The organism is Planotetraspora sp. GP83 (assembly GCF_041262585.1).
GTDB lineage: Bacteria > Actinomycetota > Actinomycetes > Streptosporangiales > Streptosporangiaceae > JAOEGB01.
On record NZ_JBGCBZ010000005.1, the window covers coordinates 352,091 to 376,617 of the forward strand.

Annotated in this window: 18 protein-coding genes and 1 pseudogene; 12 read left to right on the forward strand and 7 right to left on the reverse strand. The window is 71.7% G+C overall.

What is annotated here, in order from left to right:
- Positions 1-182: 182 nt before the first annotated feature.
- Positions 183-323 (reverse strand): hypothetical protein, encoded by a 141-nt coding sequence (locus ABH927_RS10190; protein WP_370020181.1) that lies wholly within the window; start codon positions 321-323, stop codon positions 183-185.
- 255 nt (positions 324-578) lie between these two features.
- Between ABH927_RS10190 and sepH the strand changes: the two genes are divergently transcribed.
- Both sepH and ABH927_RS34190 read left to right on the forward strand, forming a co-directional pair.
- Positions 579-3,038, forward strand: a complete 2,460-nt coding sequence (gene sepH / locus ABH927_RS10195) for a septation protein SepH (RefSeq protein ID WP_370020183.1) — start codon at positions 579-581, stop codon at positions 3,036-3,038.
- Between the two features lie 15 nt (positions 3,039-3,053).
- A pseudogene (locus ABH927_RS34190) lies at positions 3,054-3,146 on the forward strand (hypothetical protein); the annotation flags it as partial.
- Between the two features lie 11 nt (positions 3,147-3,157).
- On the opposite strand, the gene ABH927_RS10205 reads toward ABH927_RS34190, so the two are convergent.
- Together ABH927_RS10205 and ABH927_RS10210 are read right to left on the reverse strand one after the other, a co-directional pair.
- Positions 3,158-4,903, reverse strand: coding sequence for a PH domain-containing protein (locus ABH927_RS10205; protein WP_370020185.1), 1,746 nt, complete (start codon positions 4,901-4,903; stop codon positions 3,158-3,160).
- Positions 4,900-5,415, reverse strand: coding sequence for a PH domain-containing protein (locus ABH927_RS10210; RefSeq protein WP_370020186.1), 516 nt, complete (start codon positions 5,413-5,415; stop codon positions 4,900-4,902). Before ABH927_RS10210 ends, ABH927_RS10205 begins: the two co-directional genes overlap by 4 nt.
- 154 nt (positions 5,416-5,569) lie before the next feature.
- Here ABH927_RS10210 and ABH927_RS10215 point away from each other — a divergent pair, with 154 nt between their 5' ends.
- Positions 5,570-6,532 carry an ATP-binding cassette domain-containing protein gene (locus ABH927_RS10215; protein ID WP_370020188.1) on the forward strand — a complete coding sequence of 321 codons (963 nt, stop codon included), beginning with the start codon at positions 5,570-5,572 and terminating at the stop codon, positions 6,530-6,532.
- A 76-nt stretch (positions 6,533-6,608) separates the two neighbouring features.
- Positions 6,609-7,421, forward strand: a complete 813-nt coding sequence (locus ABH927_RS10220; RefSeq protein ID WP_370020190.1) for an ABC transporter permease — start codon at positions 6,609-6,611, stop codon at positions 7,419-7,421.
- Positions 7,422-7,466: 45 nt separating this feature from the next.
- Here ABH927_RS10220 and ABH927_RS10225 read toward each other — a convergent pair whose 3' ends face one another.
- Positions 7,467-10,715, reverse strand: coding sequence for a BTAD domain-containing putative transcriptional regulator (locus ABH927_RS10225; RefSeq protein ID WP_370020191.1), 3,249 nt, complete (start codon positions 10,713-10,715; stop codon positions 7,467-7,469).
- 197 nt (positions 10,716-10,912) lie between these two features.
- Here ABH927_RS10225 and ABH927_RS10230 point away from each other — a divergent pair, with 197 nt between their 5' ends.
- The 5 genes from ABH927_RS10230 (at position 10,913) to ABH927_RS10250 (ending at position 17,803) form a co-directional block, all read left to right on the forward strand.
- A complete protein-coding gene (locus ABH927_RS10230) occupies positions 10,913-11,458 on the forward strand; it encodes a YbhB/YbcL family Raf kinase inhibitor-like protein (protein WP_370020193.1) in 546 nt (181 codons plus the stop codon).
- Between the two features lie 183 nt (positions 11,459-11,641).
- Entirely contained in the window at positions 11,642-13,627 is a 1,986-nt protein-coding gene (locus tag ABH927_RS10235) for a hypothetical protein (protein ID WP_370020195.1), read from the forward strand.
- A 50-nt stretch (positions 13,628-13,677) separates the two neighbouring features.
- Entirely contained in the window at positions 13,678-16,077 is a 2,400-nt protein-coding gene (locus ABH927_RS10240; RefSeq protein WP_370020197.1) for a SulP family inorganic anion transporter, read from the forward strand.
- Between the two features lie 96 nt (positions 16,078-16,173).
- Entirely contained in the window at positions 16,174-17,199 is a 1,026-nt protein-coding gene (locus tag ABH927_RS10245; protein ID WP_370020198.1) for an NAD-dependent epimerase/dehydratase family protein, read from the forward strand.
- Between the two features lie 10 nt (positions 17,200-17,209).
- The gene (locus ABH927_RS10250) at positions 17,210-17,803 is read left to right on the forward strand and encodes a type II toxin-antitoxin system PemK/MazF family toxin (protein WP_370020200.1); all 594 of its coding nucleotides are present in this window, start codon (positions 17,210-17,212) and stop codon (positions 17,801-17,803) included.
- On the opposite strand, the gene ABH927_RS10255 is transcribed toward ABH927_RS10250, so the two are convergent.
- Positions 17,783-18,529, reverse strand: coding sequence for a TetR/AcrR family transcriptional regulator (locus ABH927_RS10255; protein ID WP_370020202.1), 747 nt, complete (start codon positions 18,527-18,529; stop codon positions 17,783-17,785). The genes ABH927_RS10250 and ABH927_RS10255 overlap by 21 nt on opposite strands.
- A 293-nt stretch (positions 18,530-18,822) precedes the next feature.
- Between ABH927_RS10255 and ABH927_RS10260 the strand changes: the two genes are divergently transcribed.
- Positions 18,823-19,116 (forward strand): F0F1 ATP synthase subunit A, encoded by a 294-nt coding sequence (locus tag ABH927_RS10260; RefSeq protein WP_370020204.1) that lies wholly within the window; start codon positions 18,823-18,825, stop codon positions 19,114-19,116.
- Positions 19,117-19,214: 98 nt separating this feature from the next.
- Here the strand turns inward: ABH927_RS10260 and ABH927_RS10265 are convergent, their stop codons facing one another.
- A complete protein-coding gene (locus tag ABH927_RS10265) occupies positions 19,215-22,211 on the reverse strand; it encodes a S8 family serine peptidase (RefSeq protein ID WP_370020206.1) in 2,997 nt (998 codons plus the stop codon).
- A 170-nt stretch (positions 22,212-22,381) separates the two neighbouring features.
- Between ABH927_RS10265 and ABH927_RS10270 the strand changes: the two genes are divergently transcribed.
- Positions 22,382-23,515, forward strand: a complete 1,134-nt coding sequence (locus tag ABH927_RS10270; protein WP_370020207.1) for a helix-turn-helix domain-containing protein — start codon at positions 22,382-22,384, stop codon at positions 23,513-23,515.
- A gap of 67 nt (positions 23,516-23,582) precedes the next feature.
- Here ABH927_RS10270 and ABH927_RS10275 read toward each other — a convergent pair whose 3' ends face one another.
- Positions 23,583-23,735 carry a hypothetical protein gene (locus tag ABH927_RS10275; RefSeq protein ID WP_370020209.1) on the reverse strand — a complete coding sequence of 51 codons (153 nt, stop codon included), beginning with the start codon at positions 23,733-23,735 and terminating at the stop codon, positions 23,583-23,585.
- 154 nt (positions 23,736-23,889) lie between these two features.
- Here ABH927_RS10275 and ABH927_RS10280 point away from each other — a divergent pair, with 154 nt between their 5' ends.
- Positions 23,890-24,258: a hypothetical protein gene (locus tag ABH927_RS10280; protein ID WP_370020211.1), complete on the forward strand. Its 369-nt coding sequence runs from the start codon at positions 23,890-23,892 to the stop codon at positions 24,256-24,258.
- Positions 24,259-24,527 lie beyond the last annotated feature (269 nt).

Consider the following 24,527-nt stretch of genomic DNA (forward strand, 5'->3'; position numbering starts at 1 on the left):
GCGCGTACCCCACGGCGGCGTAAAGCCCGTTCCCCTGATCGGGCCGGCCGGGCGTGTCCCGTTGCGTCGGCGGGCTCCGGGGCAGGCACATTGCGGAACACGGGCGACCTGAGCCCGGCGCGCCATTCGACCCCGAGGGAGCACGACCAGATGAACCCCTCTCGCGGATCCGGCCCGACGCTTCACGCGGCCCGGGCCGCCACCGCGGCCCCGACGCCGCTCACCGAGTCGCTCACCGAGTCGCTCACGACGTCGCCGTTCTGGGGAAGGACGGAAGGCGCGCACCACCTCAGGAAGAACGACCCGCTCTCTCGCGTCCTCACCGGAGTCCGCCACCGCGACCGGCGGCATCCGGGGACAAATCCGGGACAATTGGTCCAAGGCGCCCGGCCGCTTCCCCTCGACCGGCGGTCTGTAGCAAGGTGAACGAGACTAATGTGACCGGGGTCACAACATCCTCCCCGCCCCTGGGCGAGGCGATGTTCGGACATGCCGGGTACGGTGCTGGAAGGCAACCGGCTCACGCGAGAGACTCAAGGGTCCGGGGGAAGACTCAGCACGACGACGAAGGGACTCGCATGCAGGAGCTCCGCCTCGTCGCGGTAAGTGAGGACGGTACGTATCTCGTCCTGGCCACGGCCGGGCGGGGTACGCGGTTCACGCTTCCCGTCGACGATCGGCTCCGCGCGGCGGTCCGCGGCAACTTCTCCCGTCTCGGCCAGTACGAGATCGAAGTGGAGAGTCCGTTGCGCCCCAAGGAGATCCAGGCTCGTATCCGCGCCGGCGAAACGGCGGAGGAGATCGCGGCCACCGCCGGAATCCCGGTGGAACGCGTCCGCTGGTTCGAGGGACCCGTTCTCCAGGAGCGCGAGTACATGGCCCAGCAGGCTCAGCGCGTCTCCGTCCGCATGCCCGGCGAGAACACGCCGGGTCCCACGCTGGGCGATCTCGTCGCGGAGCGGCTGACCCGGCGCGGCGTCCCCGCCGACGAGATCGACTGGGACTCCTCGAAGCGCGACGACAACCTCTGGCGGGTGAAGCTCGGCTTCGTCTGGAACGGGCACACCCGGCACGCCGAGTGGCTGTTCGACCCCCGCCGCCGCCACATCACGCCCAACGACGACGAGGCCATGCGCCTGTCCGCGGCCGAGTACGTCGAGCCGGCCAGGGACGACGCGACCGTGCGTCCCTTCGTGCCGCGGCTCGCGTCCAAGCTCGCCCCCGTGCCGCCGCTTCCGGATTCCACCCTTCCCCCCGCCCGCCAGGAGCCGTCCGGCCGGGCCGAGGCCGAATACGACTTTCCCCCCGTACGGCACGAGCCGCTCCGGCATGACCCCGTACGGCACGAGCCCGCCGCCCTGGCCGAGCCCCCGGGGCGCTTCGAGCCCCCCGCCTGGCATGAGCCCGCCGCCCTCGCCGAGCCCGCCGTACGGCACGAGCCTCCGGGCCGCCTGGAGGCACCGCTGCGCCACGAGCCGCCCGCCCGCCTTGAGCCGCCCGCCCGGCAGGAACCCACCCGGCAGGAGCCCGCCACCTGGCCGGAGCCGCGCCACGAGGAGCCCGCGGCGTACCGGCCCGAGCCGATCCCTGTGCCCTTCCGCCTCCCCGACCCCGTGGTCGAGCCGGAAGAGGCGTCAGCCACCCGCCCGCCCGAGCCTGTGACCGAGCCGGAAACCGCTCGCGTCGCCCGCCTGCCCGAGCCCTCGGTCGAGCCGGAAGCTCGGGTCGCCCGACTTCCGGAACCCGTGGTCGAGCGGGAAGAGGCGTCAGCCACCCGCCCGCCGGAGGCGACGCCGGTCGTCCAGAGGCTCGCCCCTCCCGGGCAGCAACCGCAGCTTCACGACACGTCGGCGGGCCCTGTCGATCGCGCTGCCGATCGCGCTGCCGATCGCCCTGCCGATCGCCCCGTCGTGCTGCGCCCCGTGGCGGATCCCGAGCAGCGGCCCGCGACCTCGAAGACCACTGCGGAAGGGGCACCCGCCGCCCCCAGTGCGGCCACGGCGTCCACCGCCCCCGCCAGGGAGGAGGCCGTCACCGCCTCTGTGGACGGCGCATCGGCCGCACCCACTGGGAACGACGCACGCACCGAGCCCACTACGGAGGAGGCACTCACCGCTTCCGCCGCGGACGACGCACCCTCCTCCCTCGGTCGGCCGGATGCGTCCACCGCTCCGGAGGAGGCATCCGCCGCTCGCGAGGCATCCGCCACCACGGCTGGGGTTCAGGCCGGCGACCGCGCTGACACCACGCCTGCTGCGGCCGCGAGCCAGACCGGCAACGTGCCCCGTGCCGACAGGCCCGCTGAAGCGACGCCCGGCACCACCGTCGGCACGTCCGAGGGTGCGCTCAGCTCTGTGTCGCCGGGCCCGGTGGCCGGCGAGTCTGGCCCACAGCCCGCCGCCAAGACGAGCGACGCCGGCCGTACGCCCACGATCGCCGTAGACGGCGGCGAGGGCCGCCTCCGGCCCAGTGACGGGGAGAGCGCCGAGGACGGCGAAAGGGACAGCGCCGCCGCGAGCGCCGCCAAGACCCCGGACCCCGTCACCGGCGCCTCGGAGGTGGCCGCGGCGAACGTGAAGAGCCCTTCGGACGCCGCCGACCCGATCGCCGCCGGAAGCAGCGCACCGGACGTCATTGGGAGCGGCGCGAAGAGCACTGCGGACGCCGCCGCGGTAGCCGCAGCCGCCGCCGGAAGCAGCACGAAGAGCGCTTCGGACGCCGTGCAGCCCGACGCCGCTGAGAGCGGCGCGAAGGCTGCTGCCGAGGTGGCGTCGAGCAGCACAGCGGCTCCTCCCGCGGGCATCGCGAAGGACGCCACGCGGGACACCGCCGAGGACACTGCCGAGGACGCCGCGAAAGACGTCACGAGGGACACTGGCAAGGACGTCGCGAAGGACACAGCTAAGGACGTCAAGCCTGAGACGCCCGCACCGCCTGTTCCGAAGCCGGCCCCTCCGCGCCCGAGGAAGTCCCGAGGCCGCCGCGCCTCGGTCCCGACCTGGGACGAGATCATGTTCGGAGCCCGCAAGCAGGACTGAGCCACCACGCCGTGCCAAGGGTGGGACGTGCGCACGGAACTTGCCCACTTGGTGGGCGGCATGCGGATCTTCGCCGCCGAGCTCGACGGCACCGACGCCGGGGCCGACCACGAGGACGACTACGACGGCGGCTTGCTGAGGAACGGGCGGATCCAGCCGGGGGTGACCTCGGCGGCGAACTCGACACCCTGGGTCTCCCCCGTGTCGATCGCGAGATAGCCGCCGCTGCCCGCGCCGACCCCGGCGACGACCGTCAGCACGCCTGACGAACGCTGGAACAGCGTCTGCCGCACGGTCCAGCCGACGATCGCGCGGCGCTCCACCACGGCCTGCCCCCGTCGGAGCGATCCTGAGCGGACCGACAGCCGCGTGCCGTCGTACGCGTGTCCGAGAGAGCGATAGCGGTCGAGCCCCAGAGGGATGCCGACGGCGGCCAGAGCGAGAGCGGCGAGCGCCACGACGGCCCATCCCAGCGCGAGCGCCACCACGGCGGTGACCAGCCAAGGCGCGACGGCGCGGAACAGCCTCCGGCGGCGCGCCTGAGGCGGATGCGGCCGCAGCGGGGCCGAGAAGGGCCCGATGACCTCGGAGGCCACCGCGACGGCGAACTCCCTGGGCGTCACGGGCAGCAACTGCCCCCGGGTCTGGGAGTCTCCCAGGCCGGTGACCACCGCCCACAGCCGCACGACCCCCACCCAGCGCTCGATCAGCCCGTCGACCAGCTCGTATCCCCTGATGCGGCGCAGCTCCAGCGACACCGCACGGCGAGTGACCAGCCCGCGCTCAGCGATGAGGTACCCGTCTCGGGAGCGAAGGGAGAAGTCCCAGTTGAAGATCGCGTACGTGATGCCACCGGCCAGCGGCATAGCCAGCACCAGCAGGACCACGACGGCGACCGGCAGGACGGGATGGGCCCAGACCCACTCCACGGCCCGCCTGACGGTCCGTTCGGTGAGGCCGAGCTCGTCACCCCATTGGAAGATCAGGCCGACCGCGCCCGCGGCCAGCGCGAACGGGGTCAGGAGATACGCCCCCGACAGCGGGCCGTACCTGAGCCAGGACCGCGGCACGCGAGCATGCACCCGCTCCGGCAAATGAACGGCGGGGACGGGCGTATGAGCGGCGGTCCCGGTCCCGGCAGGAAACGCCGGAACACCCGATCCGGCGTTCGATCCGGCATTCGATGGCATATCGGACCCGGCGTGGTCGCGGGCCAGGCTTCCCTCCGGGTGGGGAAGGGTCGCGTCGACGTCCGGCGACATCGCCGGACGTACGCCGGAAGGCACGCTGGAAGCGCCGGCGGACGGCGAATCGGACGGCGCCACCGACGACAGCGGCGACACCGGCGACGCGGACGACAGCGGCGACACGGGCCTGCGGGAGAGCAGCACGGCGCGCAGCCGCTCGGCCTCCTCCATCGTGAGCCCGTCGAGCTCGCCCTCCTCGTCCCGGCCGCCCGCACCCGTGTCGATCTTCAGTACGGCGAGGCCGAGGAGGCGATGCAGAGGCGGGGTGGTGATGTCGACGCCGCGGATCCGCTCCAAAGGGATCGTCCGGACCGAACGGCCGACGAACGCCCTGGTCAGCTCCACGCGGTCACCGGTGACGCTGTAGGTGAACGTCGCCCATCGGATCACCGCGTACAAAACAGACCCGGCCACGCCGAACGCCGCCCAGCTGAACGACGTGGGCGAGAACCCGCCCGCCACCAGCACGCCCATCAGCGGCAGGAACAGCGAGGGCAGCATCCGGATGGGGTCGATCAGCAGGACGCGCGGGCTCAGCCGCGAGGCCCCCTGCCCGTACGGCTGCCGCCCCGGCTGTGCCGTACCGGGCCGGGAAGGGGGAGAGCCGGGGCCGGTCACGTGGCGTCGTCCCTGAGCTCCTGGGCCCGGCGGGCCAGCTCCTCCGCCAGGCGGGCGGCCACCTCGTAGTCGAGACCCTGGATCGTGGACGACCCGGCGTGTGACGCCGTCCTGATCCGCACGGTGGCCAGGCGCAGCACGCGCTCGAACCAGCCCTGGGCCTTGTCGACGGTCTGGATGCGGCTGACCGGCACGAAGACCCATTCACGGCTGAGCCACCCGGAGCGGGCGTAGACCACGTCCCCGGACAGCTCCCAGCGGTGGACGGCATAGCGCCACAGCGGCTCGATGATCACAAAGGGGAGCATCACGACGGCGACGGCCACGGGCAGCAGCCACGCGTGGTCCGACAGCCAGCCGGGCACCAGCGCCCAGTCGCTGCCGCCGATCCAGTACGCGACCAGCGCCGCGCCGCCGACCAGGAAGCCGAACCCGATCAGCGCCTCCACAAGCCACAGCGCGATCGCGCGCCGCGACACGGAGTGGGCGGGATCCCGCAGCGGACCTCTCACATTCCCACCCTAAGAGATCGCGGGAAGGCCGTCAGCGATCTGTCAGCGGCTGATACCCGCCCTAGAGAGCATGTCCGCCGCTCTCAGCGAGCCCTCAGAAAACTGTCAGTGCCATGGTCCAGGGTTGGGGTGACCGAAGCAAGGGAGAACAATCATGAGATACGCGATCCAGGCCGAGGGGCTGGCCAAGCGCTACGGCGACACCAGGGCCCTCGACGGGGTGGATCTCGAAGTCCCAGAGGGGCGCCTGCTCGGCGTGCTGGGGCCGAACGGCGCGGGGAAGACCACGGCGGTGCGCATCCTCGCCACCCTGCTGCGGCCGGACGGGGGCCGGGCGCAGGTGGGCGGGTTCGACGTCGTACGGCAGGCCCACCAGGTGCGGTCCCTGATCGGCCTCACGGGTCAGTACGCGGCGGTCGACGAGGCGCTGACCGGCGTGGAGAACCTGGTGATGATCGGCAGGCTGCTCGACATGCCGAGGGCCGACGCTCGGCGGCGCGCCGCCGAGCTGCTGGAGCGCTTCGACCTGACCGAGGCCGGCGGCCGGGCCGCGAAGACATACTCGGGCGGCATGCGCCGCCGCCTCGACCTCGCGGCGAGCCTGATCGGGCACCCCACGGTGCTCTTCCTGGACGAGCCGACGACCGGTCTCGACCCGCGCAGCCGCACCGAGCTGTGGGGCGTCGTGCGCGACCTCCAGAGCGAGGGCGTGACCGTGCTCCTGACGACGCAGTATCTGGAGGAGGCCGACCAACTGGCCGACGACATCATCGTGTTCGACCACGGCAAGGTGATCGCGTCCGGCACGTCTGACGAGCTGAAGGCGACCACCGGCGGTCAGGTGCTGGAGGTCCGGCCCGCCGAGGCCGCTCATGCCGACCTGGTCGCGCGAGTGGTGGGCGACGTCCTCGGCACCGCGCCGGACCTCTCCGGGGGCCTCGTGACGGCCGCCGTGCGGGATCCCGCGGTCGTCCCGGCGATCGTCCGCCGCCTCGACGACCTGGGCGTCATCGCGGCCGAGCTGTCGCTGCGCAAGTCGAGCCTCGACGAGGTGTTCCTGGTGCTGACCGGCCACCGGGCCGAGGAGCCGTCGGAGACCGAGGAGGCCGCGGCGTGAGCACATCGGACAGAGACCCGCGGGGCATCCGGCGGGAGACCCACGGCGCCACGGGCGTCATCGTTGAGGAGAGGCAATGACAGCGATCACCCAGACCGCCCCGGCGGTCGTCGTCTCGCCGCGGGTCAGCCCCGCGGCCACCCTCCGCCACACCATGACGCTGGCGTGGCGGAGCCTGGTGCAGGTCAAGCACAACCCCATGGAGCTGCTCGATCTCAGCATCCAGCCCATCATGTTCCTGCTGCTGTTCACCTACGTGTTCGGCGGGGCCATCGCGGGCTCGACGGGTGACTACCTGCAGTTCGCGCTGCCCGGCCTGGTGGCGCAGAACATGCTGTTCGCGAGCATGACCACGGCGGTCGGGCTGAACACCGACATCACCAAGGGCGTGTTCGACCGGTTGCGCAGCCTGCCGATCGCGCGATCCGCCCCGCTGGCGGGACGGATCGTCGCCGACAACCTCAAGCAGGTGTGGGCCTTCGCCCTGTTCCTGGGACTCGGCATGGTCCTCGGGTTCCGCGTCCACACGGGCGTGGCCGGCGTCCTCGGCGCGCTGGCGCTGCTGCTGACCTTCGCCCTCGCCATGTCGTGGGTCGCGGTGCTCGTGGGCCTCAAGGCGGCCGACCAGGAGAAGGTGCAGATCCTGATGTTCTCCCTGATGATGCCGATCACCTTCACCAGCAACGCCTTCGTCCCGACGAAGACGCTCCCGACCTGGCTGCAGAAGTGGGTCGAGGTCAACCCGGTGAGCCACCTCGCGGACGCGGTGCGCGGGCTGCTGGGCGGCGGCCCGGTCGCGTCGCACGCGGTCATCTCGCTCCTGTGGGCCGCCGGGCTGGTGCTGGTCTTCGCCCCGTTCTCGATCCGGGCCTTCCGCAACCGGATCTGAACCGGATGCCGAACGGCGGCCACGGCGGTGGAGCGAGGCTCAGCCCTACCTGGCGAAGGCGACGACCTCGTCCCTGGTCATCGCGCGGCCGCGCTCGTGGCACCGGGTGAACTCTCCGTGCCCGAGCGCCGCCTTCGCGGCCTCGGTGACGCGGACGTGGTCGAAGCCCACGACGTCGAAGAACCCCCGGATGGCACCCGCCCCGCCGAGGAGCACGGCCGCCCTGGTGTGGTCGCCTTCGAGCGCGGCGAGGCAGGCGTATCCGATGATCACGTGTCCGACGACCGGCCCGTCCTGGGCCTCGACCGCCAGGGCGAGCGCCTCCCCGTGGAGCCGCCGGGCCCGGCGGGCGTCCCCCTCCTGCTCGGCCAGCATGCCGAGGGACGCGCTGAGCGTGGCCTCGAACTGCTTCGAAACCAGGCCGCCGCGGCCGTCCAGCAGCCGCAGCGCCTCCTGATAATGCGTGCGGGCCGCGTCGAAGTCGCCGTCCTCACGGCTGAAGTCGCCCCGGATGTGCCGCACGCCGGCATTCCCGACCGTGTCCCCGACGCCGGCGCAGAACCGGTCTGTCTCGTCCAGCACGGCGATCGCGGCCTGCCGGTCACCGGCCGCGTTGAGGGCGATCGCGAGGCGGGCCCGCATGTACGGGGTGTCCTCCACCGCACCGACCTCGTTGACGAGCGCGATGGCCTCCTCCATGACCGGGATGGCCGCGGCCGTGTCGCCGCGCATCGTGCTGGCCTCGGCGAGGGCGGCGAGGGCGTTGCCCATCCCCCATCGGTCGCCGACCGCGCGGAACCCGTCGAGCGAGGTCCGGATGTCGGCCTCGGCCTCCGCCGCGCGGCCGCCGTTGAAATGCAGGTGCCCCCGGAACATGTGCGCGGCGGCCACCACCCAGGGATCCGGGTGGTGCAGCAGGTCCTCCAGGTACGCCTCGGCTCGGGGCTCGGAGCCGAGGAAGAGCGCGAGCACGGGCATCGCCAGCGCGATCAGCGGATGGGGCGGGCCGGTCGCGCCGGACGCCGCGAGCTCGATCGCCGCCGTCAGGCTCACGCGGGCCTCATCCGAGGTCATCGCCCCGCCGGCCCAGGTGATGCCGTGGACGGCGTTGGCCAGGGCCAGTTTCAAGGGATCGCCGTGCCCCGCCACGCGGATGGCGTCGGCCGCCCGGTGCGCGCCCTCCAGCCGGTGGCCGACCAGCCACCAGTACCAACCGAGCCCGCCGACCAGCCGCAGAGCGAGGTCGGCCTCACCCTGGTCGGTCGCCCATCGCAGCGCCGCCGAGAGGTTGTCGTGCTCGGCCGACAGGCGCCGAAGCCACTCCACCTGCTCCCTGCGGCGCAGATGCGGCTCGGCCTCCTCGGCCAGGTCGGCGAAGAACTGGGCGTGCGCCAGCCGTACGTCGCGCTCGTGGCCCGACTCGGCCAGCCGTTCGGCGGCGTAGGCGCGGATCGTCTCCAGCATCCGGTAGCGGCCACCGTCGAAGACCACCAGCGACTTGTCGACCAGGCGGCCCAGCACGTCGACGTCGCCCTCGCATACCTGCTCGGCGCTCTCCAGCGTGGCGCCGCCCGCGAAGACGGCCAGGCGCGCCGCGAGCGCGCGCTCCTCCTCGTCGAGCAGGTCCCAGCTCCACTCGACGACCGACCGCAGGGTCTGGTGCCTCGGCATGGCCGTACGGCTCCCGCCGGTGAGCAGGCGGAACCGGTCGCCGAGCCGGTCGGCGATCACCTCGGCGGACAGGGTGCGCAGCCGCGCGGCGGCCAGCTCGATGGCGAGCGGCATGCCGTCGAGGCCGCGGCAGATGCGCTCGACCGCCTCACGGTGGTCCTCTGGCCGGTAGCCCGGCCGGGCGGCCGCGGCCCGGTCGGCGAACAGCCGTACGGCATGGTCGAGGTCGAGCGGGCGGACCGGCCACAGCATCTCACCGGTGATCCCCAGGGGCTCACGGCTGGTCGCCAGGATCCGCACGCCAGGGCAGTCCGCGAGCAGCCGGTCGGCGAGCGTCGCGGCGGCGCCGATGAGGTGCTCGCAGTTGTCGAGCACGATCAGCATGGCGCGCCCCGACAGGGCGGCGAGCAGGCGGCCGGTCGGGTCGGCCTCGGGCACCTGACTCGCCGACGGGGCCCTGACCGGGACCAGGCCCGTGTCCCTCAGGCCCAGTGCGGCGAGCACGGTCTGCGGGAGCTCCGCCGGGTCGAGCACCGGCGCCAGCTCCACCAGCCACGCCCCGTCGGGGACACGGGCCGCGAACGCCTCGGCGGACTCGACCGCGAGCCTCGTCTTGCCCGCCCCTCCGGGGCCGAGCAGCGTGACCAGGCGGTGGGCGGCCAGGAGCTCCCCCGCCCACTCGACGTCCTCCTCCCTGCCGACGAAGCTGGTCAGCCGCGCCCGCAGGTTCCCCTTCCGTACGGCTCTCGCGCCCACGCCCGGCCGCGGCAGCGCCGCAGGCCTGCCTCGACCCGAATCCGGCCCTCGGTCTGGACCCGGCCGTCGATCCGGACCCGGCCCTTGATCCGGGGGCACGGGGAGCGTGAGGTCGCCGCGCAGCATGGAAAGGTGAAGGTCGGCGAGCGCGGGCGACGGGTCGGCGCCGAGCTGGTCGGCGAAGGCGGCCCGGGCGTCCTCGTAGGCCGCGAGCGCCTCCACCCGGCGTCCTGAGCCGTAAAGTGCGCGCATGAGCTGGCCGCGCAGCCGCTCCCGCAGTGGGTGGGCGGCGACCAGCGGGGGGATCTCGGGCACCAGGTCCGAGGACCGTCCCAGCAGGAGTTCGGCCTCGAACCGGTCCTCGGCGGCGGCGATCCTCAGCTCTTGCAGCCGGGCGACCTCGACGCCGCCGCGCGGCCCGGACGGGTGCAGGTCGGTGAGCGGAGCGCCGCGCCAGAGGCCGAGCGCGTCCCTGAGCGTCAGCGCGGCCCTCTCGGCGTCACCCGCCATAAGCGCGGCGCGGCCCTCCCGGGCGAGGCGGGCGAACAGGTGCACGTCGACCTGGTCCGGCGACACCATGAGGCGATATCCGGACGGGTCGGCGACCACGAGGCCGCGGTCGATCGTGGCGCGCAGCCGGGAGACCAGGGCCTGGAGGGCGTTGCCCACGCCGTTCGGAGGATTGTCCTCCCACACTCCGGCGACGAGGGCGTCCATGGGCACGGTTCGCCCGGCGTCCAGGAGCAGCAGCGTCAGCAGCGCCCGCAGCCGCTGCCCGCCGACCTCGATCAGACGCCCGCCCTGGCGCACCTCCAGGGGGCCGAGGACGGCGAAGCTCACGCCCGTGTCCACAGCCGCCCCCTTCATGCCTTGATTGTGGCCGAAAAGGAGCGTTCCCCGCGCCGCGGAGGCCCGGGCCGCTGCCGCGCAAGCGCGGCGACAGCGGGCTTGACGAATCGTAAAAGGCGCGACAGCAGGTGAGAGGCGTGGGCGGACCCGGGCCGTGGTACGGATCAACGCGATCGGGTCAGGGCACCTTTGCAATCCGCGTAGCATCATCGGGCATGGGGTCGCCGAGAAAGTCACCGGTCGCGCGAGCCGCCGCCGCCATCACGGCGGTCACGCTCGCGGCCTCGGGCTGCGGGATCCTGGGCGGCGGATCGCCCAGGAACCTCGACGTGATCAGTGTGTCGAGCCCGCGGTTCCGCGACGGCGCCCCCCTGCCGCACGGCTATTCCTGTAGTGGAGGGCTGGGCAATCCGCCGCTCCGCTGGTCCGGTACGTCGGGCGCCAAGTCAGTGGCCCTCGTGGTCGACGACAACAACAGGCAGAGCGGCGCGGAGGTGCACTGGGTGGTGTTCAACATCGATCCGAACACCACCGAGCTGGGCGAGAACGGCGTCCCCAGGGGCGCGCGGCAGGGCCAGACGACTAACGGGAAAGTGGGCTATATGGCCCCCTGTCAGCCCAACGGCAGTTACCGTTTCACTGTCTACGCCCTGAACGCGAAACTCGATCTCCAGCAGGGCGCCCCCCTCGCGGAGACCCTGGATCGCATCGCCGATCACACCATCGCTCGCGGACGGCTCACGGCCGACAACATCGAGTGACATGCTGAACACCGGAGGAAGTCGTGCTACACCAATCTTCACCTAGGGTGTGACAACGGTCATTGTGGTCGAGCAGAATCGGATCCAATTGCTGAGCGCAGGTGATCAAAGGGGGCAGGTCGCGTCGATGGCCGCGCGATCTCACCGGCGCCGCTGGAAGGCCATGGCCTTGAGGGTGGTGCTATGACTGCGGTCATTATGGGCCTCGTCGCCGTCGTGCTCCTTGTGCTCGTCGTCGTGGCACTGGGCATGCGGTCGATGAACCGCAGGGAGAGCGCTCTCTCTTCTGAGCGGATCAAGGCGATGGCCGAGAACAAGGGTCCCAAGCCTCGGCGGCCCGCCGAGGAGACGTTCTTCGAGAGCTTCCCCCAGGGTTTCGACGCCTTCGAGGAGCCCGCGGACCGCGGCTCCAAGCAGCGTGCCGCTGGCCCGCGCCCGGCGCCCCGCCCCGGAGGGCGGCAGGCCTCCCGTCCCGCGCAGCGCGGGGGCAAACAGCCCGCCGCCGCGCGCGGCAAGCGCGGCGTGGACGAGTGGGGCGAGCCCGACGACTACGACGACGACTACTGGAGCCGCGTGCGCGCCGACGACGGCGGCTTCGGCGGCACCATCGCCGCCCGCATGGCGACGCCGCGCCCGGTCACCCAGTCGGCGGCCGACTCCCCCGCCGGTCCGGCATCGGCGGCCTCCGCGTCAAACGGCTCCCCGTCCGGGGACTCCCGGCCCCCCATGGCCGACCCTGACGCCGTGACCGTCCAGGCCGCTCTTCCGCAGCGGCCCGCCGCGGCCGGGCTGGCCGACCTCGTCGAGCCCGCGCGGCCCGCCGCCTCCGCCGACCAGAAGACCGTGACCTTCGCCGCGCCCACGCCCGACATCCTGGGCACGTTAGGCGCTCCCTCCACAGGCCCGCTGGAGTCCTCTCCTGCGAGCGACCTCTTCAGCACCGGGCCGCGGGCCGCCGGATCCGGCGGCTCCCCGTCCGGCCGGTCCACCAGGCCGGCCCGATCCGGCCGCCGCTCCGCGGCATCGGCCGACACCACGACCGGGGCGGGCCGTACGACCGGCTCCTTCGACACCGGCCAGGGCACGGGGTCGTACGACATCCCGGGCGGCACCGGACCGTTCCGGGCCCCGGGGAGCACCGGACCCTTCGACGTCCCGGGCGGCGCCGGTTCGTTCGACGCCACCGCAAGCGCACCGTCGTTCGAGGCCACGCCGTCACCGATCCCCAGCACCGGCTTCTTCACCGCCGTCGGCGGCACCGGATCCTCCACCGGCACCGATTCCTTCTCCGCCGACTCCTTCACCACCGGCACGGGGCTCCCCGCCACGGGCCCGTTCCCCACCACCGGCTCCTTCGACACCGGTCGCACACGTGGATCGTTCGAAGCCACGCGCGGCACGGGCCCCTTCGAGGCCCAGGGGAGCGCCGCGCCCTTCGAGGCCACGCCGTCGCCGCGGCCCGCGGGCGACGCCTCGGCGTCCTCCGCTCCGGCCACCGGCTCCTTCGACACGTGGGCGGCCTACGACTCCACCCGGACGGGCAACGGCGCGTCCCACGGCTCGACCGGTCCGTTCGCGACGCCGGACACCGGTTCCTCCTACGCCGTGACGCCGCCCTCGTCCGCACCCTCGTCCCCGGCGTCTCCGGGCTCTCCGGCGACTCCCTCAGGTGGATGGGCGGCTCGTGACGTGCTCGACGATCCGGAGCCCCCGCGCAGCGCGTCCTCCTGGCCTAACGCCGAGACCTACCAGACGCCCTCCTACGACGGCTACCCGCAGTACTCCACCGACCCGTCCTACCCCGCCACGTCCTCGTCGTACGAGGTCAGCGCCGGATGGGCGACGATCGACGAATCCGACGCGGTGACCGGGCCGAGCCCCGCCACGGGCGTCCCCACCGGCCCCTCGCCGGCCGTCTCGCCGTACGAGTCGGCGGGCTACGACGTCCCCTCCGGGCAGAGCTTCTACGGCTCCGGCCAGCAGCGGCAGGAGTACGGCGACCCGCAGCGGCCCTCCTCGCCGGAGCAGAACTCGGGCTGGCCGGAGCAGAACACCGGCGGGAGCTGGCCGTCCTACGACGAGCTGTACGGCGACGCGTCGCCCTCGACCGGCGCACGCCGGGGCAACCACCGCAACCCCGACACCGACTATCCCGACTATTACCGCTGATTTTCCCCGAGCTTGCCTGATCGCCCGGCGACCCGTCATATGGTCGCCTCATGGCGCAGAGTAGTCAGGCGAATCCGAAGAGTCACTGGGCATCCGTGCTCCGGCACGACGTGCCCGCTTCTCTCGTGGTCTTCCTCGTGGCGGTGCCGCTCTCGCTCGGCATAGCCGTGGCGTCCGGCGCTCCGGTCGCGGCGGGGCTGGTCGCGGCCGTCGTCGGCGGCGTGATCGCGGGAGCGCTCGGCGGGTCCGTCGTCCAGGTGAGCGGGCCCGCCGCGGGCCTCGCACTGGTCGTCGCCGAGCTGGTCCAGACGTACGGCTGGCGGGCCACATGCATGATCACTCTCCTGGCCGGGCTGGTGCAGGTGCTGCTCGGGGCGTTCCGGGTGGCCAAGGCGGCGCTGGGCGTCTCGCCGGCGGTCGTCCACGGCATGCTCGCCGGGGTGGGCGTGACCATCGCCCTGTCACAGCTGCACATCGTGCTCGGCGGCAGGCCGCAGCGCTCCGCGCTGGAGAACATCGTGGAGCTGCCGTCGCAGATCATCCACAACCACAGCCACGCCGTCATGGCGGGCGTCGTCACCATCGCGATCCTGGTCGGGTGGGCGCGGATCCCCCGGCTCCGCGCGGTTCCGGCGCCGCTGGCCGCGCTGCTCATCACCGCCGTGACGACCTCCGTCCTGGGGTGGGACCTGACGAAGGTCGACCTGTCCGGCGGATTCTCCTCCGTCCAGGGGCCGCTGCTGCCGCAGGGCGACTGGCACGCCATCGCCTCCGCCGTCCTGCTCGTCGCCCTCCTCGCCGGAGTCGAGTCGCTGCTGACGTGCGTCGCCTCCAACCGGCTGCACGACGGGCCGCGCGCCGACCTCGACAGGGAGCTCACGGCGCAGGGCGTCGCCAACCTGGTGTCCGGCGCGCTCGGCGGCCTTCCGGTCTCCGGCGTGGTCGTGCGCACCACCACCAACGTCCGGGCCGGGGCGCGCAGCCGCTGGTCCGCCGTGCTGCACGGCGTGTGGGTGCTGCTGTTCACGGCGGCCTTCGCCTGGGTGATGGCGCTCATCCCGCTGGAGGCCCTGGCGGCGCTGCTGCTGTTCATCGGCGTGCAGATGGTCAACCTCGGCCACGCCCGCAACCTCCGGGGCCACCGCGAGGTGCCGATCTACTTCGTCACGATGGGCGGCGTCGTGCTGATCGGCCTCGCCGAGGGCGTCGCGCTGGGCCTCGGCCTCGCGGCGCTGCTGGCGCTCCGCCGGCTGGCCTGGATCTCCGTGCTGGTCCGGCAGGTCGGCGAGCGCTGGCGGATCGTCGTCACGGGTTCGCTCACATTCATCGGCGTGCCGAGGCTGACCGAGTCGCTTGCGGCCATCCCGCCAGGGGCGGCCGTCGAGCTGGACCTGAACCTCGACTTCATGGACAACGCCGCCTTCGAGGCGCTGCACGCCTGGCGGCTGGAGCACGAGCGCGGCGGCGGCATGGTCGACATCGACGAGCTCCACGGCGAGTGGTACGCCGCGGCCGTCAGCGGCGCCCGTCTCTTCCCCTCCAAGACCCCGCCCCGGCACGAGCGCTGGTGGCTCCCCTGGGCCTACCGCCGCCGCGCCCTCGATCCCGTACGGCAGGGCCGCGGCGAGTGCGCGTACGACGACGCCCGCCACGACGCCCGCCACGACGCCCGCCACGACGCCCATGACGGGGCCTATCACGACGCGGCCCATGACGGGGCCTGCGCGGACTCGTCCGGCGCTCCCTGCGCCGTCCTCTGCCACAGTGCCGATGACGCCGCCGGTCACGGCGAGGCGTGTGGGGCGGCCCCCGGCGAGGCGAGAGCCGTACCGGATCTGCTGGAAGGCACGAGGGAGTTCCAGCGGCGGACCGCGCCGCTCGTCCGGCCGCTGCTGCATCGGATGGCGCGCAAGCAGACCCCGTCGCACCTGTTCATCACCTGCGCCGACTCGCGGATCGTGCCCAACATCATCACCGCGAGCGGCCCGGGAGACCTGTTCACCGTCCGGAACATCGGCAACCTCGTGCCGCGCGCGGCGAGCGTCCCGCCGGACGACTCGGTCGCGGCGGCCATCGAGTACGCCGTGAACGTGCTGGAGGTCAGGACGATCACCGTGTGCGGCCACTCGGGATGTGGCGCGATGGCCGCCCTGCTGGGCGAGAGCCCGGAGCTTCCCGCGCTGCGGAGCTGGCTGCGGCACGGGCGGCACAGCCTCGCCCGGTTCGTCGCGGTGGAGGGCCCAGAGGACGACGGAGGGCCGCTCGACCGGCTGTGCCGGGCCAACGTGATCCAGCAGCTCGACAACCTGCGGACCCATCCCCTCGTAGACGGGCTCGTGCGGGCCGGGAAGCTGGAGCTCACCGGGCTGTACTTCGACATCGGCGCGGCCCGCGTCCACGTCCTCGACCGGGAGCGCTTCACGCCCGTCCCCGAGCTCCGCACCGGCTGAGCCGTAGTGGGGTCCGTCCGTCCGCTCTCAGCGGATCACGTCCGCCGGCCGTGAAACCGCGGCGACATGAGACGGTGCCTCGCCAAGGATGGCCTCATGAGAATTCTGGTCATGGGTGGTTCGGTGTTCCTGGGACGGGCGATCGCCGAGGAGGCGCTGAGCCAGGGGCACGAGGTCACGACGTTCAACCGGGGCAAGAGCGGCGCGGACCTGCCGGGGGTGCGTGCCGTACACGGCGACAGGGAGGTCGGCGCGGACCTCGATCGGCTCGCCGAGGGGCGAGAGTGGGACGCCGTCATCGACGTCAGCGGCCGCACCCCCCGGGTCGTCCTCGACTCGGTGCGGCGGCTTTCCGGGCACGCGGGGCACTACACGTTCATCTCCAGCATCTCGGCCTTTCCAGACTGGCCGGTGAAGACGGGGCTCGACGAGAGCTTCCCCCGGCACGAGTGCCCGCCCGACGCCGAAGCCGGCTACGGGGACTACGGGGTGCTCAAGGCGGGCTGCGAGCGGGCGGTCGAGGAGCACTTCGACGGGAAGACGCTGATCATCGACCCTGGTCTGATCCTCGGGCCGCACGAGAACGTCGGCCGGCTGCCGTGGTGGCTCACCCGGATCGCACGGGGAGGCCGCGTGCTCGCCCCGGGCGACCCCGCGCGGCCGATCCAGCTCATCGACGCCCGGGACATCGCCGCCTTCACCGTCGCCCAGGCGGCGACAGGCGGCACGGGCCGGTTCCTGACCAGCGGGATTCCGGGGAACGCGACATACGGGAGCTGGCTGGCCGACTGCGTCGAGGTCACCGGCTCCGGCGCCGAGCTGGTGTGGGCGGACGACCGGTTCCTGCTCGACCAGGGGGTGGAGCAGTGGACCGAGTTTCCGTGCTGGCTGGCGGACACCCCGGAGACGGCGGGCGCGTGGACGCCCTCGTCGGCCAAGGCGGTGGCCGCCGGGCTGACCTGCCGTCCGGTCTCCGAGACCGTCCGGGACACCTGGGCGTGGCTGAGGGACATCCCCGAGGATCGGCGCAGCTTCGGGTCGGCCATGCTGAGCCACGGCATCGACCCGGAGAAGGAGGCGCGCATCCTCGCCGCCTGGGACGCACGCGGCCTTCCGGCATAGGCTTGCCGCCATGGTGTGGTGGGCTCTCGGCGTGGTCTCGCTCGTCGTCCTCGGTCTCGCGGTCGCGTCGCGGCTGCGCCGCCCGGCTCCGGAACGGCCGCCCGGTCGCCGTAGCGGCGCCGGCCGCACGAGAACTCCCGACCGCGGCGGCGCTTCCCGGCGCACCGGTCTCCTTCGGCGCACCGGCGCTTCCCGGCGTCCCGCAGGTTCTGCCCGTACAGAAGCGCCCGGCCGTACGGAAGCGCCTGGCCGTACGGGCGCTTCCGCCGCGGGCGGCGGGCCCCGGCCTGGGGAGATCTGGTGGGCCGACGTCCCCTTCGAGGACGGCCCGGGATCCAAGGTCCGGCCCTGCGTCGTGCTCAGGACCCACGGGGACGGCGCCGAGGTGCTGAAGATCACCAGCCAGGACCAGCGCCACCGCCAGGACCACGTCGAGATCCCCACCCGCACCTGGGATCCGGACGCCGACCACAACAGCTTCCTCGACCTGACCGGGCCGCTCCGGGTGCCCGCCGCCTCGTTCGGCAACAAGGCGGGCACCCTGGACGCGCGTGTGTGGAAGCAGGTGCGGACGCTCTATCGCCTACCGGCCGGCAGGGGATGAGCCGCCCTCACCACGCGGGAGACGGGCCGCGATGCCTTCGAGGAGGCGTTCGAGCCCGTAGCCGAACCGGTCGTCGATGTCGGTGTACTCGTGGCCTCCCTCCGTTAGCATCCGGGCGACCATGGGGTGCTGCCCGCTCGCGACGACGGACTGAAGGAACGGGACCTGCAGGGTCATCCACTGCATGAGATCCAGACCGGTGCGCCGGAGAGCCTCGGCGTCGGCCAGCTCGCTCTGCACGAATCCGTGGACGTAGGCGAAGACCGTCCCGATGATGGTCAGCATCTCGTTGACGCCGAGGCCGAGGCCGTCGACCATGCGGAGCGAGGTGTCCAGCAGCCGCACCCGGTTGGGGCTGGCCTGCTGCCGCGTCGCCGCCAGCGGGGCGAGCCACGGGTGGCGGAGCATCGTCTGCCGGGCGTGCCCGGCCAGCGCCCGGAGGTCGGTCATCCAGTCTCCGGACAGGGCGGTGTCGGCCGGGAGGTAGTCCGCCACGACGGCGTCGATCATCAGCTCGATCACGTCGTCCTTGCCTGAGACGTACCGGTAGAGGGACATCGTCCCGGCATCGATCTCCGTGGCCAGCCGCCGCATGGAGATCGCGTCCAGCCCTTCGGAGTCGGCGATCTGGATGGCGGCCTCCGTCAGGCGTGACCGGCTGAAGCTCGGCTTCGGTCCCCGGGCCGGACGCTCGGGTCGCATCCACAGGTTCTCGCGCGTTTTCATCGGCCATCGCCTCGTACCGAACAGGTCTACTGCGTACACCGTACCCGGGGCCAGTATCGTCGGCCCTGCAACCGAGTACGGCGTACCCAGTTTCGGGATGTGCGTCATCGCTCTTTCTCAGGTATTCGGATGCGAGGGTCTCCGGGGTTTCGACCTCGGAGACCCTTCGGGAGGAGGGCCGCCGTGAGCGTGCCGGCCATCGTCGCCATGGACGGGGTCAAGGCTCCGGATGTGGGGCTGTTCGATTTCCCCCGCTCTGGAGCGGCGCGCCGTACTGGCTGACCAAGCCTGTGGTGTTCGCCGCCGTCGGAGTGCTGGTGCTGTGCGCACTGGCCTGGGCGGTGTTCGCCACGCCGAAGTTGGTCCCCCGGGGGCTGCAGAACGCCGGTGAGTACGGCTATGAGTTCGTGCGGGACCAGCTAGCCCGGCCGTTCCTCGGCAAGGACGCCGACCGCTGGATGCCACTCCTGCTGAGCATGTTCTTTCTGATCTTGCTGTGGAACTTCATGGGCGTCATCCCGGCCGTGCAGTTCCCCGTGAACTCGCACATCACTTTCCCGTGGTCTTCGCCCTGGTCGTCTACGTGATAGACCCGCACCCGCAACACTGAGCGGCCAGAGCAGCCAGCCTCACGCACGCAAAAGGCCACGCCCCGTGGGGTGTGGCCTGTGCGCCGCGTCGCGGATCAGTTGACAGTGATCACAGTGCCTGAGCCGTTCGGGAACTCGACGTAGCCCGTGTGGCGGGCGTCACTGGGCAGGTTCGACCAGGACGCGGTCACCCGCAGGGGTTCGCCCGGAGTGACCTTGGGGTGCTTGGGCGACACGGTGATCTCACCGGCACCGTCCTCCCCGTTGACGAGGTTCGTCTGGAAGGTGAACGGCGTCGAGGTGGTCCCCGGCAGGTCGCCGAGCGTGATGACCGCCGCGAAGTACCTGCCGGGCTTCGGGTTGGGCAGGCTCACCCGGGCGTCGGGCGTGACCATGTCCGAGAGTGCCTCGAACCAGAGCTTGCCGTCGATCTCGCGGGCGACCAGGACGGTCAGCCCGGCCTCCGGGTTGTCCGTACGGGCGGTGAACTCGACGGCCTTCGCGTCCTCGGGCACCGTGGTCCAGAAGTCCTGCTCGGGGTTGCCGAAGTTGGACACCGACCCGGGGGTCAGCGGGCCGGAGACCATGCCGTACGCGTTGATCGGGAACTTCGACAGGCCGGGGGTGACCGTGAAGGTGACGCTGCCGTCCTTGCCGGTGCCACTGATCTGCGCGGGCGCCAGTGCGCTCTCCGGCGTCAGCACGATCGGGCTGCGCACGGCGACGCCGCCGCCGACCCAGGTGAGAGAGCCGATCGTGGTGTCCCCCGACTCGGCGGTCTTCTGCGTCAGGGTGACCGTGAACTCCTTGGTCTCCCCCGCCGCGTCGAACTTCAGGGTGGAAGGCCGGACGGTGGCCTTCATCCCCGGGAGGTCGATCTTGGCGTGATACACGCCCGGGGTCACCGCGGTGACCCTGCGGGTGATGGTCCGGGAACCGAGCAGTTGGCCGAACGCGATGGATGGGTAGTTCACCTGGGTCGGGGTGATCGCCGGGACACCGGAGCCGGTGTGGACGCCGCGGCCTTCGAGGTAGCCGAGCCACTCCTCCTCGGAGGAGTCGTACACCAGGCCGGGGTTGAGCATCCGGGTGGGGGTGACCTCGCCCGCGCCCTGCGCGAACAGATCGGTGTTCGCGTCACCGGTCGCGGTCTTGGTGTCGGTCGCGGTCGTCATCATCGCCGACTTGACCGCGGACGGCGACCAGTCGGGGTGCTCGCCGAGGTAGAGCGCGGCGAGGCCGGCGATGTGCGGCGCGGCCATGGATGTGCCCGACTCGAAGGCGAAGTCCTGTCCCTCGTTGGTGGGCGGGGCCACCGCGGCGAGGATCGACACTCCGGGGGCGGCGATGTCCGGCTTGAGCAGGTCGCCGCTGTTCGTGAGGGACGGGCCCCGCGAGGAGAACCCGGCGATCTGCGGGTAGGGCACGGCCCCCCCACCTGGGACGAGGGTCGCCTGCGCGCTGGCGGTCTTGGCGTATTCCCGCACGTCCAGCGAGTGGGGCGTGTTGAGGTGCACGGTCGGGACGCTGTGCAGGTCACCGTCCTCGCTGCTGTCGGTCAGGTTGACCAGCACCATGCCGGCACCGCCGGCCCGCTTGACCTCGGCGGACTTGATCGTCCGCGCGATGACGCCCCGGTCGCAGACGACGATCGTCCCGGCGACCTTGGCGGGATCGAGCGAGTCGGGCGAGCACAGCGACGCGTTGGAGACCGTGGCGGTCGCGTTCTTCACGGACTCCGCCAGCACGAGCGGCTTCGGCCCCACCGTAGCGGCGAGCGACGTGCTGACGCCGGTGTAGCGGGCGCCGTTGCCCAGCTCCACCGTGCCGGTATACGGCGCGATGGTGCTGGCCGCCACCGTGGTCTCCCACGGCATGGTGTTGTCCATGCTGGACCGGTCCGGCCCTTGGTTGCCGGCCGACGCGGAGACGAAGATCCCGGCTGAGGCCGCGTTGAGGAAGGCGAGGTTGATGGCACTGTTGGCCGGCGTCTCTAAGGCGGTCCCGACCGAATAGTTGATCGCGTCGACGCCGTCGGCGACCGCCTGGTCGATGGCCGCGACGATGTCCGACAGGTAACCGCCGGTGGCGCCCCCGTTCTTGCCCTGCCACAGCGCCTTGTAGACGGCGATCGCCGCACCCGGAGCGACCCCGGTGATCTTTCCGAAGTCGCGGCCGCCGATTTTGACATCGACGTCGGCGTTGCCGGCGGCGGTCGTGGCGGTGTGCGTGCCGTGGCCCTGCCCGTCACGAGGGGACACGTAGTCGGCCCGCTTGGCGGGGGGATTCTGCTTCAGCCAGGTGTCCCCGAAGTAGCGGGCGCTGATGAGCTTCTGGTTGCAGGCGCTCGCCGCGAACTGCTCGCCGGTCTGGCAGGTCCCGGTGAACGTGCCGCCGTCGGCCTTGCGCATGACGATGGTCGTGCCCTGGAGGTACGGCCGGTAGGGGTCGTCCGCGGAGGGCGGCGCGGAGTCCAGCGCGGGCGCGGCCAGCGAACGGCTTTCCGGCCAGATCCCGGTGTCGATGTCGCCGATGACGACGCCCTTGCCGGCGTTAGCCGTACCACCCAGGGTGGACCACACACCGTTCGGGCCGGAGAGGCCCAGGAAGTCGGTGGAGTTCTTGTCGTCCATCGTCTGATGCAGCTCGTCCCGGGCGACGGAGACCACGCCGGGCGTCCGCATCAGCTTCAGCGCCTGCACGCCGGACAGGTCGGCGACGAACCCGTTGGTGGCGACGGAGTAGTTGCGCACAGGTTCGGCGCCCACGGCCGCGGCCACCGTGGCCTGCTCCTCGACGAGGTGGTCCCGGTAGCGCTTCGCGTTCGCCGTGGTGGTGTCCACCTTCCTGCCGTGCACCGGCTTGGTGGCGGCGATGCCGGGCACGCCGCCCTCGTACGTCGCCAGCGGCTTGTCCGAGAGGGTGACGATGTAACGACCGGCGAGGGACTCGGGAGAGCCCGTCTCCGGGGAAGGCGCGGTGCCGGGCGCTGCCGAGGCGGCCGGCGATTCGGCAGGGGATGTCGTCGAGGCGGTGGCCGGTGCCGGGGTCATCGTCGCCGCGAGCGCCAAAGCCGCTGCGACGACGGCCACACCGTGGGGGGCATGTGTTCTTCGTGACTTGAAGGCCACGTTTTGTTCCTCCGGGGGCGAGAAGAGGCCGAGAGCGGGCTTGCACCGCTCTGCGGCGAAGATCACCGAACGGCACGCGACGGACTGACTCCCTTCGACGCGGCGGCGCCGCCACGCGCTCCGGGGGTCAGATGCGCTTCGTGCGGTCGCCGGTGTTCGGCGAGAAAAGTGAACGTCTTGCGACGAATGGTTGTCTAGATACACTTGTGGCGTCTTTTAGCCATGTGGCGAAAGATGACACATTCGTCCCTCTTCGAGGCCGTCGCGTGGGGAACAAGCCTGTGTTGGGCGCACTGGGGATCAGCGAGTTCGACGAGCGCGTGTATCTCCTGCTTCTCAGTGAGGTCGATCCGGGGCCTTCGGAAATCGCCGCCTCGGTCGGCGCGTCACCCTCCCGGGTCAGGCGCGCCCTCGCGCGACTCAGCGCGCTCGGTGTGGTCAGGCGTGACACGCGCGGCCACTACGAGCCGGTCAGCCCGGACACCGCACTGGCAGCGTTGCTCAATCAGCGCCGGCTGGAGGTCGAACTGGCTTTCACCGAGGTGCAGTCGGCAGTGGCCGACCTCGCCTACGTGCATCGGGCCGGCCAGTTGAGGAGCGATCCCGACAGCCTGGTGGAAGTGCTTTCGGGCCGCGAAACAGTCAACCGGAGGCTGGAAGAGCTGTCACCCGCGATCAGGACTCACCTGTGGGTGCTGGACAAGCCGCCCTATCGCCCCATGGCGAACGGCCAGCCGTACACCAACGAGACGGAGACGGCGGAGACCCTCGCGATGATCAAGCGGGGGGTCGAAGTGCGCTCCGTCTACTGTCCCGAGTCCATGGAGCGTCCCGGTCGGTTCGAGACCATCGTCAAGCTGGCCTCTCTCGGGGAGCAGTCCCGGTTCCTACCCACGCTTCCGTTCAAGCTACGGATCGTAGACCGGCGCATCGCGCTTCTGCCGCTGGTCGGCGAGGTCTACGACAGCCTTGCCGTGATCCACCCGTCGGGCATACTGGACGCGCTCATCGAGCTGTTCGAGGTCTACTGGGAGCGGGCCGAGCCGATCGCGGGCGGGTGTCCGCAGCCCGATGACCAACCCAGCGACAGCGACCTGCTCATCCTGCAGATGCTCAAGGCCGGCATGAAGGACCAGGCCATCGCCCGTCAGCTCGGAGTGAGCCCGCGCACCGCCACCCGCCGGATAGCGGAGATCATGGCCGATCTGGGCGCCACCACCCGCTTCCAGGCGGGCGTCAACGCCGCCACCCGCGGCTGGCTCTGACAGCACGGCTCGGCACAGCGGCGCGTGCGGCCGTTCGGAAACCCCTTTAGAGACGTACGGAAGCTCCTCACACCGGTCCGTGCGGCCTGTTCAGGGGCGTCACGCAGACGTACGGAAGCTCCTCACGGAGGCGAAGCTCCACGCCGTTGGCGCGGATCTCGGGCTGCGTCAGCGACGCCATCGAGCCGGGCGGCAATGCGGGCGGGACAAGTGGCGGCACGTGCCGACTGTAGGGCACGCCACCGACAGCGCCCCAACCGTTCAGTGTGTGGTCCCGACTGGCCACCCAGGTGTTAGGCCTCCGGCCCGATGACCCTCCACGTCAGTCTTGGCACGGCCGCCCATACGAGGTGCATCGTCCTCGCAGGAGCACCGTGGAGAAGCACCCGCTCCCGGAAATTGGGTTTATCGACGAGGTCCTGCGGCTGTTCGTCGGCTACGGGAGCGCCCGCTGGCTGGACGACTTCGGCACCCTTCTCGACGCGCCGGACGAGCGCCCGGTCTCGGTCTCCACGAACCACCACGCCTGGACGCTGACCGCTGTGGCCAGCCACGGCGCCCAGCCTGGCCATGTGAACGTGGACGCGGCCACGGGCTTCGACGGGGACGCGAAGGTGAGCGGGGACCCGGTCGCGCTCCTGCTCTGGCTCTGGAACCGCGGCGACGACGCCTCCATACGCATCTCCGGCGATGCGGCCCTGCTGAAGCAGTTCCACGCCCTGCTAACCGCCGCGACGCAGTGAATCGCCCCGATTCCTCGCCGGAGCCTCACGAAACGGTGCCGGATCGGGGATAGATCACGGCATTTGTCATCAGCGACGAATAGGCCGTACTGCGAACACGTGGATTCCTGCCGCTATGCGACAGAGCACGCCGATCAATGCCACGAGATCCTTAGGCGCCATAGCGCGTTCTCCCGAGCAATGATCGAAACCTGTGGATCTGCCGGGAGGGGGTGTACCTTCCCGGATCATCCGATGATGGTTTCGAGATTAGGCCGACGCGCCAACGT

Bases quoted from the DNA above. Each gene is read 5' to 3' on its own strand.
- ABH927_RS10235 (WP_370020195.1), top strand. From the start codon at position 11,642: ATGACTGCGGTCATTATGGGCCTCGTCGCCGTCGTGCTCCTTGTGCTC.
- ABH927_RS10215 (WP_370020188.1), top strand. From the start codon at position 5,570: ATGAGATACGCGATCCAGGCCGAGGGGCTGGCCAAGCGCTACGGCGAC.
- ABH927_RS10270 (WP_370020207.1), top strand. From the start codon at position 22,382: ATGCGCTTCGTGCGGTCGCCGGTGTTCGGCGAGAAAAGTGAACGTCTT.
- ABH927_RS10240 (WP_370020197.1), top strand. From the start codon at position 13,678: ATGGCGCAGAGTAGTCAGGCGAATCCGAAGAGTCACTGGGCATCCGTG.
- sepH (WP_370020183.1), top strand. From the start codon at position 579: ATGCAGGAGCTCCGCCTCGTCGCGGTAAGTGAGGACGGTACGTATCTC.
- ABH927_RS10220 (WP_370020190.1), top strand. From the start codon at position 6,609: ATGACAGCGATCACCCAGACCGCCCCGGCGGTCGTCGTCTCGCCGCGG.
- ABH927_RS10255 (WP_370020202.1), bottom strand. From the start codon at position 18,529: ATGAAAACGCGCGAGAACCTGTGGATGCGACCCGAGCGTCCGGCCCGG.
- ABH927_RS10250 (WP_370020200.1), top strand. From the start codon at position 17,210: ATGGTGTGGTGGGCTCTCGGCGTGGTCTCGCTCGTCGTCCTCGGTCTC.
- ABH927_RS10245 (WP_370020198.1), top strand. From the start codon at position 16,174: ATGAGAATTCTGGTCATGGGTGGTTCGGTGTTCCTGGGACGGGCGATC.
- ABH927_RS10225 (WP_370020191.1), bottom strand. From the start codon at position 10,715: ATGAAGGGGGCGGCTGTGGACACGGGCGTGAGCTTCGCCGTCCTCGGC.
- ABH927_RS10230 (WP_370020193.1), top strand. From the start codon at position 10,913: ATGGGGTCGCCGAGAAAGTCACCGGTCGCGCGAGCCGCCGCCGCCATC.